The organism is Streptomyces sp. SS1-1 (genome assembly GCF_008973465.1).
Classification (GTDB): domain Bacteria; phylum Actinomycetota; class Actinomycetes; order Streptomycetales; family Streptomycetaceae; genus Streptomyces.
In genome coordinates this window covers 5,169,840-5,185,114 of record NZ_WBXN01000004.1, presented here as the reverse complement: position 1 = coordinate 5,185,114, position 15,275 = coordinate 5,169,840, and the positions used below count along the sequence as shown (strand labels likewise).

The 15,275-nt window shown below is 72.2% G+C and carries 14 protein-coding genes; 1 reads left to right on the top strand and 13 read right to left on the bottom strand.

The genetic code is table 11. The annotated features are described in order from the left end of the window. Nucleotides 1-43: 43 nt before the first annotated feature. The 10 genes from lepB (F8R89_RS25305) to proS form a co-directional block, all read right to left on the bottom strand. On the bottom strand, nt 44-1,009 hold the full coding sequence (gene lepB, locus F8R89_RS25305) for a signal peptidase I (RefSeq protein ID WP_151786091.1): 966 nt from the start codon (nt 1,007-1,009) through the stop codon (nt 44-46). Beyond that, nucleotides 897-1,988, bottom strand: a complete 1,092-nt coding sequence (gene lepB / locus F8R89_RS25300) for a signal peptidase I (protein WP_151786090.1) — start codon at nt 1,986-1,988, stop codon at nt 897-899. The genes lepB (F8R89_RS25305) and lepB (F8R89_RS25300) overlap by 113 nt, the downstream gene beginning before the upstream one ends. Continuing rightward, a complete protein-coding gene (lepB, locus tag F8R89_RS25295; protein ID WP_151786089.1) occupies nt 1,981-2,697 on the bottom strand; it encodes a signal peptidase I in 717 nt (238 codons plus the stop codon). Before lepB (F8R89_RS25295) ends, lepB (F8R89_RS25300) begins: the two co-directional genes overlap by 8 nt. Before the next feature lie 60 nt (nt 2,698-2,757). Further along, on the bottom strand, nt 2,758-3,108 hold the full coding sequence (gene rplS / locus F8R89_RS25290; protein ID WP_151786088.1) for a 50S ribosomal protein L19: 351 nt from the start codon (nt 3,106-3,108) through the stop codon (nt 2,758-2,760). A 135-nt stretch (nt 3,109-3,243) separates the two neighbouring features. Continuing rightward, complete coding sequence (trmD, locus tag F8R89_RS25285; protein WP_151786087.1) at nt 3,244-4,077, bottom strand: tRNA (guanosine(37)-N1)-methyltransferase TrmD; 834 nt, start codon at nt 4,075-4,077, stop codon at nt 3,244-3,246. Then, on the bottom strand, nt 4,077-4,628 hold the full coding sequence (rimM, locus tag F8R89_RS25280; protein ID WP_151786086.1) for a ribosome maturation factor RimM: 552 nt from the start codon (nt 4,626-4,628) through the stop codon (nt 4,077-4,079). Before rimM ends, trmD begins: the two co-directional genes overlap by 1 nt. 106 nt (nt 4,629-4,734) lie before the next feature. Beyond that, the gene (locus F8R89_RS25275; protein WP_003973401.1) at nt 4,735-4,974 is read right to left on the bottom strand and encodes an RNA-binding protein; all 240 of its coding nucleotides are present in this window, start codon (nt 4,972-4,974) and stop codon (nt 4,735-4,737) included. Nucleotides 4,975-4,976: 2 nt separating this feature from the next. Then, nucleotides 4,977-5,396 (bottom strand): 30S ribosomal protein S16, encoded by a 420-nt coding sequence (gene rpsP, locus F8R89_RS25270; RefSeq protein WP_151786085.1) that lies wholly within the window; start codon nt 5,394-5,396, stop codon nt 4,977-4,979. 382 nt (nt 5,397-5,778) lie between these two features. Beyond that, complete coding sequence (locus F8R89_RS25265) at nt 5,779-6,375, bottom strand: hypothetical protein (protein WP_086870333.1); 597 nt, start codon at nt 6,373-6,375, stop codon at nt 5,779-5,781. A 260-nt stretch (nt 6,376-6,635) separates the two neighbouring features. Next, nucleotides 6,636-8,051, bottom strand: coding sequence for a proline--tRNA ligase (proS, locus tag F8R89_RS25260; protein ID WP_151786084.1), 1,416 nt, complete (start codon nt 8,049-8,051; stop codon nt 6,636-6,638). A gap of 198 nt (nt 8,052-8,249) precedes the next feature. Between proS and F8R89_RS25255 the strand changes: the two genes are divergently transcribed. Then, entirely contained in the window at nt 8,250-9,113 is an 864-nt protein-coding gene (locus F8R89_RS25255; protein WP_151786083.1) for a class I SAM-dependent methyltransferase, read from the top strand. 19 nt (nt 9,114-9,132) lie between these two features. On the opposite strand, the gene ftsH is transcribed toward F8R89_RS25255, so the two are convergent. From ftsH to F8R89_RS25240, 3 genes are all read right to left on the bottom strand, one after another. Beyond that, nucleotides 9,133-11,070 carry an ATP-dependent zinc metalloprotease FtsH gene (gene ftsH, locus F8R89_RS25250; protein ID WP_151786082.1) on the bottom strand — a complete coding sequence of 646 codons (1,938 nt, stop codon included), beginning with the start codon at nt 11,068-11,070 and terminating at the stop codon, nt 9,133-9,135. Nucleotides 11,071-11,168: 98 nt separating this feature from the next. After that, the gene (gene ffh, locus F8R89_RS25245) at nt 11,169-12,722 is read right to left on the bottom strand and encodes a signal recognition particle protein (RefSeq protein WP_151786081.1); all 1,554 of its coding nucleotides are present in this window, start codon (nt 12,720-12,722) and stop codon (nt 11,169-11,171) included. 84 nt (nt 12,723-12,806) lie between these two features. Next, nucleotides 12,807-15,254, bottom strand: coding sequence for a [protein-PII] uridylyltransferase (locus F8R89_RS25240; RefSeq protein WP_151786080.1), 2,448 nt, complete (start codon nt 15,252-15,254; stop codon nt 12,807-12,809). Nucleotides 15,255-15,275 lie beyond the last annotated feature (21 nt).

The window sequence follows — 15,275 nt, the reverse complement described above, 5'->3', positions numbered from 1 at the left end:
GTGCGGCTGCCCGGGCCGGTCCCGTCCACGGTGTCCCGGCCGCTCAGCGCGTCCGCTCGGCCCTGACCCGCTGCCGGCGCCACAGCACCAGCGGCACCGCGCCGGCCAGCGCGAGGCTCGGCGGGGCGACCGTCAGGGCCGCGGACCGCGTGCTGAGGTCCTGGTCGAAGGTGTCCGGAACCGGCAGGGTGCTCCAGCGGCCGACCGGCCACGCGATCACGACGGCACGGCCGACGACCTTGTCGACGGGGACCATGCCGTGGTTCTTGTCGGACTGGTTGTAGCGCGAGTCCCGGGAGTTCTGCCGGTGGTCGCCCATCACCCAGATGAAGCCCTCGGGGACCTTCACCTTGAACTGGCCGCCCTGGTCGTCCTGGCTGCACGGGGTGTTGCCCGGGTAGACGTAGGGCTCGTTCAGCGCCTTGCCGTTGACCGTCAGCGGGCCCGTGCCCTTGCACTCGACGGTGTCGCCACCGACGCCGATCACACGCTTGATCAGGTCCTTCTCCTCGGAGGACGGCATCAGGCCGATCCAGCTGAGGAAGGTCTGCAGGGCGTTCGGGTCGGGGGTGGGCTCGCCCGCGAGCCACTGGTCGGGGTCGTGGAAGACGACGACCTCGCCGCGCTCCGGCTCGGAGCCGAACCACGGGGTGAGCTTGTCGACGAGGACGCGGTCACCCTGCTGGAGGGTGTTCTGCATCGAGTCGGAGGGGATCGAGAACGCCTGCACCAGGAACGTCTTGATCAGCAGCGCCAGGACGAGCGCGATCCCGATCAGGATCGGCAGCTCCTTCCAGAAGGAGCGCTGCTTCTTCTCGGGGGCGGCCCCGCCCGACCCCTGGCCGCCGGTCGGGGGCTCGCCGCCCGACCGTCCGCCGTCATCGCCGGATCCGGGCTCATTCCCGGAGGTCACGGCGCCGTCCGCCGCCGGGTCGGCCGCGCCCACGGGGTGTCCGCGGTGCTCCTCGCCGTCGTGCCCGGACCGTGCGCCAACCGCCACATCCCCCACGCCAACTCCTTACTCTGTGCCGCTGCCTGCCCCATGCGCGGCGCAGGCCCACCACTCCCATAACGAGCGGGAGTTCCGCAGGGCTCGGGAGCTGGAGCGTTCCGTTCGAATCGTCCGGGGCAACCCTATGCGACAGCGGGACGGACGCGGTCGACCCGGGCGCCGAGTCGGCCACGGAGGCGTAGGTGTTCGGCTCGTCCAGACTGGTCCAGTGCCCGAGAGGCCAGGCGATCCACTTCGCGCGTCCGACGACCTCGTCCTCGGAGACCGTGCCGCCGTACTCCTGGTCCTGGTGGGCGCGGGAGTCGGCCGAGTTCGCCCGGTGGTCGCCCATGACCCACAGCCGGCCCTGGGGGACGGTGATGTCGAACTGGGTCTTGGACGGGGTGTTGCCCGGGTACAGATAGTCCTCGTTCAGGGGAACGCCGTTGACGGTGACCCGGCCCTGGGCGTCGCAGCACTTGACGCGGTCGCCGCCGACGCCCACGACCCGTTTGATCAGGTCCTTCTCGTCGTCGGAGGGCAGCAGGCCGATGAAGGTGAGGGCCTCCTTGACCTGCTTGACGACGACGGGGTCGTCCTTCTTCACCGTCGTCTGCTCGTCCTGGAGCCAGCCGCCGGGGTCCTTGAAGACGACGACGTCACCGCGCTCGGGCTTGTTGCCGAACCAGGGAGTCAGCTTGTCGACGAGGACGCGGTCGCCGACCTGGATCGTCTGCTCCATGGAGCCGGACGGGATCACGAAGGCCTGGACGAGGAAGGTCTTGAGGACGAGCGCTATCAGCACGGCGACGCCGACGAGGAGGGGTATCTCCTTGATCGCCGAGCGCCTGCGGCGCCGTTTGACCTTGCGCTGGAGCTTGCGCCGCTCGGCGCGGCTGCGGCCGCCCGTGGGGCCGGAGGCGCGCCGGGAGCCGGTGGGGAGCAGATTGTCGGCGGCGCTGCTGGGCACGCCGCGCGGTTTGCCGCGGTTACCCATGGGCGCCGTCCGGGGCGGGCACGCGCGCGTAGGCGTCCGGACGGTGCAGTCGGGTCCAGTGGGCGGCGGGCCAGACGACGGCCTCGGCGCGGCCGATGACGGCGTCGAGGGGGATCATGCCGCCGCCGGGTGAGCCCAGGTGGTCGCGGGAGTCGCTGGAGGCGCCGCGGTGGTCGCCGAGGACGAAGAGCCTGCCGTCGGGGACGACGACGTCGAACCGCACGGCGGACGGGCGGTCGCCGGGGTGCACGAAGGCCGATTCGTCGACCGGGCGGCCGTTCACCTGGATCCTCCCCTCCTTGTCACAGCAGACCACGTGGTCTCCCCCCACACCCACAACGCGTTTGACGTAGTCGGCGTCCCCGAAATACCCGGTTCCGTCGAACACGACGACATCGCCGCGCCGCGGCCCGGCATCGAAACGGTACGCCAACTTATTTACGAGGACGCGGTCGCCGATCCTCAATGCGGGCTCCATGGATCCGCTCGGGATCTCGAACGGCCGCGCGACGAACAGGTTGAGCAGCAGGACGCCGACGAGGACCAGCAGCAGGGTCAGGCTGTACCGGCCGCCGGGGAGGCGGGCGGTGATCCGGCCCGCCAACGCGGAACGCGACCGTCCCTCCCGGCCCTCCGGGTCCGGGGCGTACCCGGTGCCGGAAGGGCGGGAGGAGCGGTCGCGCTCCGTGTGCTGTGCTTCGGTGTCCATCGAGGCCAGATGCTATCCGGCCCCGCCGCGGACCCCTCGGGGGCGAGCCCCCGGAAGCGCTCAGTTCTCGCGCTTCTCCTTGATCTTCGCGGCCTTGCCGCGCAGCTCGCGCAGGTAGTACAGCTTGGCGCGACGCACGTCACCGCGGGTGACGAGCTCGATCTTCTCCACGATCGGGGTGTGCACCGGGAAGGTGCGCTCGACGCCGACGGAGAAGGAGACCTTGCGGACCGTGAAGGTCTCGCGCACGCCGGCACCCTGGCGGCGGATCACCACGCCCTTGAACTGCTGCACACGGGAGCGGTTGCCCTCGATGACGCGCACGTGGACGTTGACGGTGTCGCCGGGGCGGAAGGCCGGGACGTCGCTGCGCAGCGACGCGGCGTCGACGGAGTCGAGCAGGTGAGACATTTCGTCTGCTTTCTTCGCTGATGCCACAGGTCATCAACGGAACTAGGTGTTCGAGATGAGAGTGCTGTGCCCGTCGGGGCGGGCGTCGTGTCCCCCTGTGGCAGGGGCGCACGCCGGACGGCGCACAACAGCGGACTATTCTTCCACGGCCTCGGTCCTGCGCCAAAATCGGCCGAACCGCTCGCCCTCCGGGTCGGGCGTCCAGCCCAGGATGGAGAGCATCTCGCGGTCCTTCTTGTCGAAGGCGGCGGGCGCGCAGCGTTCGATCAGGTCGGGCCGGTTCGCGGTGGTGCGCCGCAGCGCCTCGTCGCGGCGCCAGCGGGCGATCTTCCCGTGGTGGCCGCTGAGCAGTACCTCCGGAATGTCCCGGCCGCGCCACTCGGGCGGCTTGGTGTAGACGGGGCCCTCCAGCAGGCTCACCATGGCGCCGGGCGCGAAGGAGTCGTCGCGGTGCGACTCGGCGTTGCCGAGGACGCCGGGCAGCAGCCGGGCCACGGCCTCGGTGACGACGAGGACGGCCGCCTCGCCGCCGGCGAGGACGTAGTCGCCGATGGACACCTCGTGCACGGGCATCCGGGTGCCGTACTCGTCGATGACGCGGCGGTCGATGCCCTCGTAGCGGGCCGGGGTGAAGATCAGCCAGGGCCGCTCGGACAGTTCGACGGCGAGTTCCTGGGTGAAGGGCCGCCCGCTGGGGGTGGGCACGATCAGGGTGGGCTCGCCGGCGCCGCCCTCGTAGCCGTCGGCCAGGACGGAGTCGAGCGCGTCGCCCCAGGGCTCGGTCTTCATGACCATGCCGGGGCCGCCGCCGTACGGGGTGTCGTCGACGGTGTTGTGGCGGTCGTACGTCCACGCCCGCAGGTCGTGCACCTGGACGTTCAGCTGTCCGCGCGCGCGGGCCTTGCCGACGAGGGAGACGTTCAGGGGGTCGAGGTATTCGGGGAAGATCGTGACGACGTCGAGCCGCATCAGCTCTCGGCCTCCGCGTCGCGGGACGAGGCGATCTCCGCCCGGTCGTCGATGAGGCCGGGCGGCGGGGTGATGACGGCCCGCTGCTCCTCCAGGTCGATCTCGGTGACGATCTCGGAGACGAAGGGGATCATCACCTCGCTCCCGTCGGGCCGTTCGACGATGAAGAGGTCCTGGGTGGGCAGGTGCGAGATCTCGGTGATGCGGCCGACCTCGACGCCGTCCGCGGTGACCACGTCCAGGTCCATGAGCTGGTGGTCGTAGTACTCGTCCTCCTCCTCGGGCAGCTCGTCGGGGTCGACGTCCGCGATCAGGAGGGTGTTGCGCAGGGCCTCGGCGCCGGTGCGGTCGCGTACGCCCTCGAAGCGCAGCAGGAGGCGTCCGCTGTGGACGCGGCCGCTCTCGATGGTGAGGGGTCCCGTGGAGGCGGGATCGGTGGCGAGCACGGCTCCGGGGGCGAGCCGCAGCTCGGGCTCGTCGGTGCGTACCTCGACGGTGACCTCGCCCTTGATGCCGTGGGCCCGGCCGATCCGTCCGACTACCAGCTGCACGTGTCCAATCTCCTGTCGTGTGCCTGCGGCATGACTGCGTAGAACGACCACGGGCCGGGGACGGCCGAGTGGCCCTCCCCGGCCCGAGCCGGTGCTGTGTTCGGCGTCAGCGGACGTGGTCCACGTCGACGAGGTCGACGCGGACACCGCGGCCGCCGATGGCGCCCACGACGGTGCGCAGAGCGCGTGCGGTGCGGCCGTTGCGGCCGATCACCTTGCCGAGGTCGTCGGGGTGGACCCGGACCTCCAGCACACGCCCGCGGCGCAGGTTGCGCGAGGCGACCTGCACATCGTCAGGGTTGTCGACGATGCCCTTCACGAGGTGCTCGAGAGCCTCCTCGAGCATGCTCAGGCCTCGGCCGACTCGGACTCGGCCGCGGCCTCGTCCTTCTTCTCCGCCTTCTTCTTCTGGGTGATGGCCTCACCCTTGCCCTCGTCGTCGCCACCGAGGGCCTCGAACGACGGGCGCGCCTTCTTCGGCTCGGCGGTCAGCAGCGGAGCCGGGGCGGGCTCGCCCTTGAACTTCTGCCAGTCGCCGGTCTTCTTCAGGATGGCGAGGACGGGCTCGGTCGGCTGCGCGCCGACACCCAGCCAGTACGCCACGCGCTCGGCGTCCACCTCGATGACCGACGGGTTGTAGGTCGGGTGGTACTTGCCGATCTCCTCGATCGCACGGCCGTCACGACGGGTGCGGGAGTCGGCGACGACGATGCGGTAGTGAGGCGAACGGATCTTGCCCAGACGCTTCAGCTTGATCTTGACTGCCACTGGAGTGGGTTCTCCTGGATTTGACGTGGTTGGGCACGGCAGGACTGCCGCGTGGGGTTGCGGTACCCGAGTGCCCGATGGACGCGTCAGCCGGAGGAGAGAGGGGTCCTGTGCGGCTGTCGAGTACAGCTAGCCATTGTGCCACACCCGGCGGGTCGCTCCCGGCCGCGGTCGGCGGCCGTGCGCGGGCATGCCGATGGGGCACCCGGCGGACCGGGTGCCGTGAGCATCGGCCACGGGCAGCCCGACGCCACGGGGCGCCGTCCGCGTCCGGCCGCGCCGCCTCGACGGCACGGCCGGACGGGTCACGACGGCACCCGCCTCGCCCCGCGTCCCTGACCGGCAGCCACGAGATGCCGGTGCCGGACGCCGTGCGAGCGCGTCACGCCGCTCCCATGACCTCCGGGATGCGGAACGGCTTGCCGCAGCCGCCGCACACGATGGGGGCCTGGGCGAGGACCGAGGGGACGACGCGGACGTTGCGGCCGCAGTCGCAGACCGCCTTGACGCGGACGCCGCCTCCGGAGGAGCCGTGCCGGGCGGCCGGGCCCCGGAAGGTCCTGCCGGTGTCCGAGGAGGTCGCCGCCATATGGGCCTTCAGCGCCCGCTGGAGGCGCTCGATGGTCGGGCGGTACCGGCGCTTGGCCTCGGGGTTGAGCGTGACCAGGGAGAAACCGCTGCTCGGGTGCGGCTCCTCGGGATGGTCCAGGCCCAGCTCCTCGGCGATGGTGAGGAATCGGCGGTTGTGGTAGCGGCCGGCCCGGGACGTGTCCCGGATGCCGCGCGCGGCGGCGATGCCATGGACTGCCTCATGAAGCAGTCGCTCGAAGGAGAGTTCGTGACCGCAGGCGGACGACGACTCCCCGATCAGGGACTCTGGCGCGGCGAGATCCGGCAGCTCGGGGTGGTACCGCTGAATGTCGGCCCACGCCTGCGCCAGCTCCGCGGCGAGAACAGGTGGTGTCTGTGTCGTGCTCACGTAATGACAACGAGCGCGGGTGCCGCTGTGTTCCGATTCCAGGGCATCCCAAATAATTTGCACGTACCCGTCAGTCGGGAATGATGCGCACCGACGAGGGCGGGTGCGCTGATCTGCGGAGAAAGGCTCACAGCTCGTACCAAGCCGGTGCGTAGGCTGACGTACGACCCGGCGCGTAGCCCGGGTCCAGACGCGGTCACCCCTGTGATGGGCGTGCGCGCAAGAGGCGTTTCGGTCGCTGTCGCTCCCCCGGCGTCATCTCAGTAAGCGCGCGCGACGACCGCGACGTTACCGGGTGCGTCCTCGGCGTCCGGCACCGACCCGTCCGCGGCGACCAGACACCGTACGGTCACCGCGTGCTCGGCGAGCGCGGCCTCGCCCTCCGGGCCGAGCGCGGCCCACGGCAGACGCGCCCAGCCGCCGCCCGCCACCGCCTCGACGGCCTCCTCGGCGTTCGCCACGTCCGCCGTGCGGGAGGCGCGGCGCTCACGCGACTGCGCGAGCAGCAGCGCCTGGTCCTCCTCCAGGAGCGCGGGCAGCCGGGCCGGCAGCGCGTCGAGCGCGATCGGCTCCTTGCCGCCGGGGATGCGCCGGGCCAGCATCGCCGTGCCGTTCTCCAGGTCACGGGGGCCGACCTCGACGCGGGCCGGTACGCCCTTGAGCTCCCAGTCCACGATCCGGCGGCCGAAGGGGGTGTCCGTGCGGTCGTCGACCTGGACCCGCAGACCGGCGGCGGCGAGACGGGCGCCGGTCTCCCGGACCGTGGCCAGAACCCGTTCGTCGCCCTTCACCGCGACCACGACGACCTGGGTCTGCGCGAGCCGCGGCGGGACGCGCAGGCCGTCGTCGTCGCCGTGCATCATGACGAGCGCGCCGATCATGCGGGTGGTCGAGCCCCAGGAGGTCTGCCAGACCAGTTCCTGCCGGCCGTCGGCGGAGAGATAGCGCGTGTCGAACGCCTTGGCGAAGTTCTGGCCCAACTCGTGGCTGGTGGCCATCTGGAGGGCCTTGCCGTCGCCCATCATGCCTTCGAGCGTCAGGGTGTTGACGGCTCCGGCGAAGCGCTCCTTCGTGGTCTTGCGGCCGGGGAGCACGTCCATCGCGAGGACGTTCACCATGAAGTCCTCGTAGACCTCGCGGTGGATGCGCGCGGCGAAGTCGCGGGCCTCCTCGTAGGTGGCGTGCGCGGTGTGGCCCTCCTGCCACAGGAACTCGGTGGTGCGCAGGAACAGGCGCGGCCGCAGCTCCCAACGCACCACGTTCGCCCACTGGTTGATCAGCAGCGGCAGATCGCGGTAGCTCTGCACCCACTTGGCGAAGTACTCGTTGACGATCATCTCGGAGGTGGGGCGGACCACGGCGGGCTCCTCCAGCTCCTTGCCGCCACCGTGCGTGACCACCGCGAGCTCGGGCGCGAACCCCTCGACGTGGTCGGCCTCCCGGGCCAGCGAGGACTGCGGGATCAGCACCGGGAAGTACGCGTTCTGCGTGCCGGTCGCCTTGATGCGGGCGTCCATCTCGGCCTGCATGCGCTCCCACAGGCCGTAGCCGTACGGCCGGATGACCATGGTGCCGCGCACCGGTCCGTTGTCGGCCAGCTCCGCCTTGGCGACCAGATCCTGGTACCAGCGCGGGAAGTCGTCGGCGCGGGGCGTGAGTACGGGTGCCTTCACCATGACGGGATCGTACGGCCTCCGATTACCGGAATGTGAATTTTGGCCACGGACACGGGGAAGCCACAAGCAGGGCCCCGCGACCCCTGGACGCGGGGACGGGCGCGGAGTTACCTGGCATACGGGGGGAGCGCGAGCGCATGCCACGGGGGCGACGGAAGCGGGCATCGCGACAACTCTCGGCGGATTGGGGCGCTTTACATGACACCTACGCTCGTGCGGCAGCGTCTGCCTCGCGCGGGCCGGGCACCTCGCGTGGACCCGTGTGCACGCGCGCGTGACTGGTCCGAGATCCAGGAGCGGATGCTGGTCCCGCTCTACGAGGCGGTCTACGAGCGCTTGGAGGTGGGTCCCGGCAGCAGGCTGCTGGGCCTGGGCTGCGGCAGCGGACTCGCCCTGCTGATGGCGGCGTCCAGAGGCGCGGCCGTCACCGGCGTCGAGGCCTCCGCCCCCGAGCGGCTGGCCCTGGCGCGGCAGCGGCTGCTCCCCGCGGGACCCGCGGGCGGGGAGGCACGCGCGCGTGGCGGCACGCGGCTCGTCGACACCCTGGCGGACGCGAGGCAGGAGCGGTCGCCGGCCTTCACGGTCGTGACCGCCTTCGAGCCCATCGGGTGCCTGGCGGGCGACGCGGAGGGGCCGGCCGGTCTGCTGGCGTCCGCGACGCCGCTCGCGGGGCGGGGCGCGCCTGTGGTGCTGGCGGGCTGGGGGCCGCCCGAGCGCTGTGCGACCTCGTCGGTGCTGCGGGTCGCCACGAAGCTGGCCGATCCGCTGCGGAACGCGGGCAGTTGGCGTCCGGCGCTGCGGGACGACCTGGAGGAGGTCGCCCAGCGGGCGGGGCTGCGGATCGACGGGTCGGGCCGGGTGGCCTGCCCGTTCGGGTACGCGGACGTGGACAGCGCCGTGCGCGGGCTGCTGTCGACGGGGCTGTTCGACGCGGCGATCACGGCGACGGACCAGGTGCAGGTCGACAAGGAGCTGACGGAGGCGCTGCATCCGCATCAGCGGCGGGACGGGACGGTGTGGATGCCGAACGTGTTCCGGTATCTCATCGCGCGCGTGCCGTGAACTCGCCCACCTCCCTCCCCTACGCCGTCTCCTCCTTCGCCAGCCGCGGGATGCCGGCGACCCGGTAGGCGTCGGCCTCCTCCAGGGTCTCCTGCTCCAGCAGGGCCTGCGCCAGGGCGTCCAGCCGGCCGCGGTGCTCGCGCAGTTTGCGGCGGGCCTCCTCGTAGCAGTCGTCGACGATGCGGCGCATCTCGGTGTCGATGACGTCGAGGGTGCGGGGGGCCGCGGAGAGCCCGTACGCCTGCTGGGCGTCGCTGGGCAGGGCGGACAGCCGGCCGACGCGTTCGCTCATGCCCCAGCGGGCGACCATGCCGCGGGCGATGGCGGTGACCTGTTCGAGGTCGTTCTCCGCGCCGGTGGTGACGACGCCGTAGACCTCCTCCTCGGCGGCCATGCCGCCCAGGGCGCCGATGATGCGGCCGCGCAGATACGCCTCGGAGTGCGCGTATCGCTCCACCTCCGGGGTGGACATGGTGACGCCGAGGGCCCGGCCGCGGGGCACGATGGTGACCTTGCGGACCGGGTCGGCGCCGGGCTGGAGCATGCCGAGCAGGGCGTGGCCGCTCTCGTGGTAGGCGGTGCGCCGGCGGTCCTCCTCGGGCATCACGAGGGTGCGTTCGGCGCCGAGCTGCACCTTCTCCAGCGCCTCGGACAGGTCCGTGGCCGTCACCTGGGACTGGCCCCTGCGGACGGCGAGCAGCGCGCCCTCGTTGGCGAGGTTGGCCAGGTCGGCGCCGGTCATGCCGGGGGTGGTGCGGGCCAGCTGGGTCAGGTCCACGTCGTCGGCGAGCGGGATGTCGCGGGTGTGGATGCGCAGGATGGCCTCGCGGCCGCGGCGGTCCGGCGGGGAGACGTTGACGACGCGGTCGAAGCGGCCGGGCCGGGTCAGCGCGGGGTCGAGGATGTCGGCGCGGTTGGTGGCCGCGATGACGATGACGCCCTCGGAGCCGGTGAAGCCGTCCATCTCGGTGAGGATCTGGTTCAGGGTCTGCTCGCGCTCGTCGTGACCGCTGACCGAGGCCCCGCCGCTGCGGACGCGGCCGATGGTGTCGATCTCGTCGATGAAGATGATCGACGGTGCCACCTTGCGGGCCTCGGCGAACAGCTCCCGGACGCGGGAGGCGCCGACGCCGACGATCATCTCGATGAACTCGGAGGCGGAGGCGGAGAAGAACGGCACGCCGGCCTCGCCCGCCACGGCCCGCGCGAGCAGGGTCTTACCGGTGCCGGGCGAGCCCGCGAGGAGGACGCCGCGCGGCATCTTCGCGCCCATCGCGCGGTAGGCGTCGGGGTGTTCCAGGAAGTCGACGACGTCGTCCAGTTCGCCCTTGACCTCGTCGATGCCCGCGACGTCCGCGAAGGTGGTGCGGTGCCGGCCCGGCAGCAGCTCGACCGGTTTGGGCGGCGGCTTGCGCCCGAACATGCCGCCGGCGCCGCCGCGTCCCGGGCCGAACCGCCGGGCGATGAAGATCCACACCGCGACGATGATCACGATCGGCGCGAGGGAGATCAGCAGGTTGGTGAGGGCGCTGCGCTCCTTGACGACCGGCTCCGCGGTCACGGTGACCCCGCGGCTGTTCAGCTCCTGCCAGAGGTCGTCCTCGGCGAACGCGGGGCGCTGGGTGCGGAACTTGGTGAACTTCCCGCCGTCGCCGGGGGCGTCCCTGGCCTTCTTGAGCTCGCCCTGGATGGCGTCGCCCTTGGAGTAGATCTTGGCGATGTTGTCGGCCTCGACCTGGCGGCTGAACTCGGTGTACGAGACCGTCGGCTCGTCGCCCCGGTCGAGGTAGTTCAGGCCCACGTAGGCCAGCAGGAACACGACCACCACGGTGACGGCCAGCCCCCACCAGCGGCCGCGCATCCGGCGCCCGCCGGACCGCACGGGCGGCTCCTCCGGTGTGCCCTCGGTGCGCCACGGCTGGTCCGGATCCTTCCGTCGTGGCGCCGTATCGCTCATATCTGGACGTTACGGCAGTCGCCGGGCCTCGGCATGCGCAGAGGGCGCCCCTCCCGGAGTTCCGGAGGAGGGACGCCCTGTGCGACGTACGGGAGCGGTCAGCCCATGAACTTCTTGAACTCGTCCGGGAGCTCGAAGTCCTTGGCGGGCTGCTGGCCGGGCACCCCGAAGGCCCCGCCGCCCTGAGCGGCGGCGGCGCGCCGGGCGGCCTCCTCCTGCTCCTGCTGCTTGCGCTTCATCGGGTTGCCGGAGCGCTGCTTGCCCTTGGCCTTCTTCGGCTGCTTCTTGGTGCGGCCGGGGCCGCCGCCCATGCCCGGCATCCCCGGCATGCCGGGCATCCCGCCGCCCTGGGCCATGCGGGACATCATCTTGCGGGCCTCGAAGAACCGCTCGACCAGGTTCTTGACGGCGCTGACCTCGACGCCGGAGCCCTTGGCGATACGGGCGCGGCGGGAGCCGTTGATGATCGTCGGTTCCTGGCGCTCGGCCGGGGTCATCGACTTGATGATCGCGGCGGTGCGGTCGACGTCCCGCTCGTCCAGGTTGTTGATCTGGTCCTTGATCTGGCCCATGCCGGGCAGCATGCCGAGCAGCTTGGAGATGGAGCCCATCTTCCGGACCTGCTCCATCTGGGCCAGGAAGTCGTCCAGGGTGAAGTCCTGGCCCTTCTTGGACGCCAGCTTGGAGGCCATCTTCTCGGCCTCTTCCTGGCTGAACGTCTTCTCCGCCTGCTCGATCAGGGTGAGCAGGTCACCCATGTCGAGGATGCGGGAGGCCATCCGGTCAGGGTGGAAGGCGTCGAAGTCGTCGAGCTTCTCGCCGTTGGAGGCGAACATGATCGGCTTGCCGGTGATCTGCCGGATCGACAGGGCGGCACCACCGCGGGCGTCACCGTCGAGCTTGGAGAGCACCACGCCGTCGAAGCCGACGCCGTCGCGGAAGGCCTCGGCGGTGTTGACCGCGTCCTGGCCGATCATCGCGTCGACGACGAAGAGGATCTCGTCCGGGGAGACGGCGTCGCGGATGTCCGCGGCCTGCTGCATCATCTCCTGGTCGATGCCGAGGCGGCCGGCGGTGTCCACGATCACGATGTCGTGGACCTTCGTCTTCGCGAACTCGATGGAGTCCTTGGCGACCTTCACCGGGTCGCCCACGCCGTTGCCCGGCTCGGGCGCGTAGACCGCGACACCGGCGCGCTCGGCGACGACGCTCAGCTGGTTGACGGCGTTGGGGCGCTGGAGGTCGGCGGCGACCAGCACCGGCGAGTGGCCCTGCTCCTTCAGCCAGCGGCCGAGCTTGCCCGCGAGGGTGGTCTTACCGGCACCCTGCAGACCGGCCAGCATGATCACGGTGGGCGGCTGCTTGGCGAAGCGCAGCCGGCGGGTCTCGCCGCCCAGGATCGTGACGAGCTCGTCGTTGACGATCTTCAGGACCTGCTGGGCAGGGTTCAGCGCCTTGGAGACCTCGGCGCCGAGCGCGCGCTCCTTGACGTTCTTGATGAACGTCCGCACGACGGGCAGCGCCACGTCGGCTTCGAGGAGCGCGATACGGATCTCGCGCGCGGTGGCGTCGATGTCCGCTTCGGAGAGCCGTCCCTTGCCACGCAGGTTCTTGAACGTCGCTGAGAGGCGATCGGAAAGAGTATCGAACACGGCGCTCGCGGTCCTCGGGGTCGGTGGCAGCTGGGAATCGCCCTCCAGGGTATCCCGGCGACACAGGTGGCCGGGATCCCCCGGTCAGCCCCGCAGGGTCTCCTCCAGCTTGCGGGCCACGGAGACGGCCTCCTCACCGGGCAGGGGCGCGCCCTCGGGGCCTGTGACATAGAACGCGTCGACGGCGTTGGCGCCCAGGGTGCTGACGTGCGCGCTGCGCACCCGCACGCTCGCGTCCTCCAGCGCGCGGCCGATCCGGAACAGCAGGCCGGGCGCGTCCTGGGCGCGCACCTCGATGACGGTGGCCAGCCGGGACGCCGCCGGATGCACGGTGACCCGGGGTGGCGGCGCCACGACGCCCCGACGGCGGGGATAGGCGGCGTCCCGCTCGGCGAGCCGCCCGGCGATGTCCAGGGAGCCGTCCAGGGCGCGCACCAGGTCGGCGCGCAGCCGGGTGGCCTGCGGCAGGGAGCCGTACTCGGCGGCGACCCGCCAGTTCAGCAGGAGGACGGAGCCGTCGACGCCGTCGGGCAGGTCCAGGGCCCGCAGCTCGGCGGTGCGCACGGTCAGCCGGTGCATGGCGAGGACGCCGGCGACCGCGGGCAGCACGCCCGGCTGGTCGGGGACGGCGATCAGGAGTTCGACGCCGAGCGGTTCCGGGTCGCCCGCGGGTCCGTCCTCGGACGGGGGCTCGGTCTGGGCGCGCAGGGCCAGGACGGGGCTGCCGACGGCGATCGCCTCGAGGGCGAGTCGTTCCTGCTCGGCGGTGGGCGCGGCGGCCTCGGGTTCGTCCGGGACGTCCCCGGCGAGCACCGCGCCGACCCGTTTGACCAGGTCGGCGACGAGGGAGCCGCGCCAGGCCGACCAGGCGGCGGGGCCGGTGGCCAGGGCGTCCGCCTCGGTCAGGGCGTGCAGGAGTTCGAGCGTGCCGGGCGTGCCGACGGCGTCGGCGACCGCGCGGACGGTCGCCGGGTCCTCCAGGTCGCGCCGGGTGGCCGTCTCGACGAGCAGCAGGTGGTGGCGGACGAGGGTGGAGAGGACCGCCACGTCGTCGCGGTCGAAGCCGATCCGGGCGGCCATGTCCTTGACGATGATCTCGCCGGCCACCGAGTGGTCGCCGGGCCAGCCCTTGCCGATGTCGTGCAGCAGCGCGGCGACGAGCAGCAGGTCGGGGCGGTGGACGCGGCGGGTGAACTCGGAGGCGCGGACGGCGGTCTCGATGAGGTGCCGGTCGACGGTCCAGATGTGGACGGCGTTGCGCTGCGGGCGGCAGCGCACCCGCTCCCAGTCGGGCAGGAAGTGGGTGATCAGCCCTTCTGCCTCCAGGGCCTCCCACACCTCGACGGTGGGCCGGCCCGAGCCCAGCAGGGTGACGAGCTGCTCGCGGGCCTCGGCGGGCCAGGGCGTGGGCAGCGGGCGCACGCCGGTCGCCATGCGCCGGACGGCGTGCAGGGAGAGCGGGAGCCCGGCCTGGGCGGCGGCGGCCGCGGCGCGCAGCGGGAGCACGGGGTCGCGGTCGGGGCGCGCGGCGCGGGCGAGCACCACCTCGCCGTCCTGCTCGACGACGCCCTCGGCCAGCGGGGAGCGTTCCGCGGTGGGCTTGCCGCCGCCCAGCATGGCCCGCAGCCGGGGCCGTACCGCGCGGGCCCGCAGCACACGGTTCACCTCGCGCCAGGTGACGTCGCTGGCGTACGAGACGACGCGGGCCGCCTCGTAGACCTGGCGCAGCAGGGTGTCGGCGTCGAGCAGGCCGAGTTCGGCGGCGACCTGGTCCTGCTCCTGGAGGGCGAGCCGGTCGGTGGCGCGTCCGGTGGCCAGGTGCAGCGCGTCCCGGACGTCGAGGAGGCGGCGCCGGGCGTCGGCGAGGCCCTCGCGGGGGGCGTCCGCCAGCCAGGAGGCGGCGACGGCGCGCAGGATGGTGGCGTCCCGCAGCCCGCCGCGGGCCTCCTTGAGATCGGGTTCCAGCAGGTACTGGAGTTCGCCCTGGCGCTGGGCGCGCTCGGCGGACAGCTCCTGGAGCTCGGGGAGCCGCTTGGCGGCCTGGTTGCGCCAGTCGGCGAGGACGGCGGTGCGCAGTCCGGTGGTGAGGCCGAGGTCGCCGGCGATGTGCCGGGCGTCCAGCAGGCCCAGCTGCACCTTGAGGTCGTCGGCGGCGGTCTTGCGGGCCTCGGCGGGGGTGCGCACGGAGTGGTCGAGGGCGAGCCCGAGGTCCCAGACCGGGTACCAGATCCGGTCGGCGAGGGCGGCGACCGCCGTGCCGTCCCCGCCGTCGTGCAGCAGCAGGAGGTCCAGGTCGCTGCGCGGGGACAGCTCGCCGCGGCCGTAGCCGCCGACGGCGACCAGGGCGACGCCCCGCGTCCCCTCGGCGCCCGCGGCGAACAGGCCGGTCAGCCACTCGTCGGTGAGCTGGGCGAGGGCGGAGCGGCGCGGCGGCCCGGACCGCGCCCCCTCGGTGAGGAGGCGCAGCCGGGCCGCCGCGTAGCCGCTGGGTCCCGAGTCCTCTGCTTTGTCCCGCACATCCGTACTCGACACCCGGCAGCTCCTGTTCTTCCG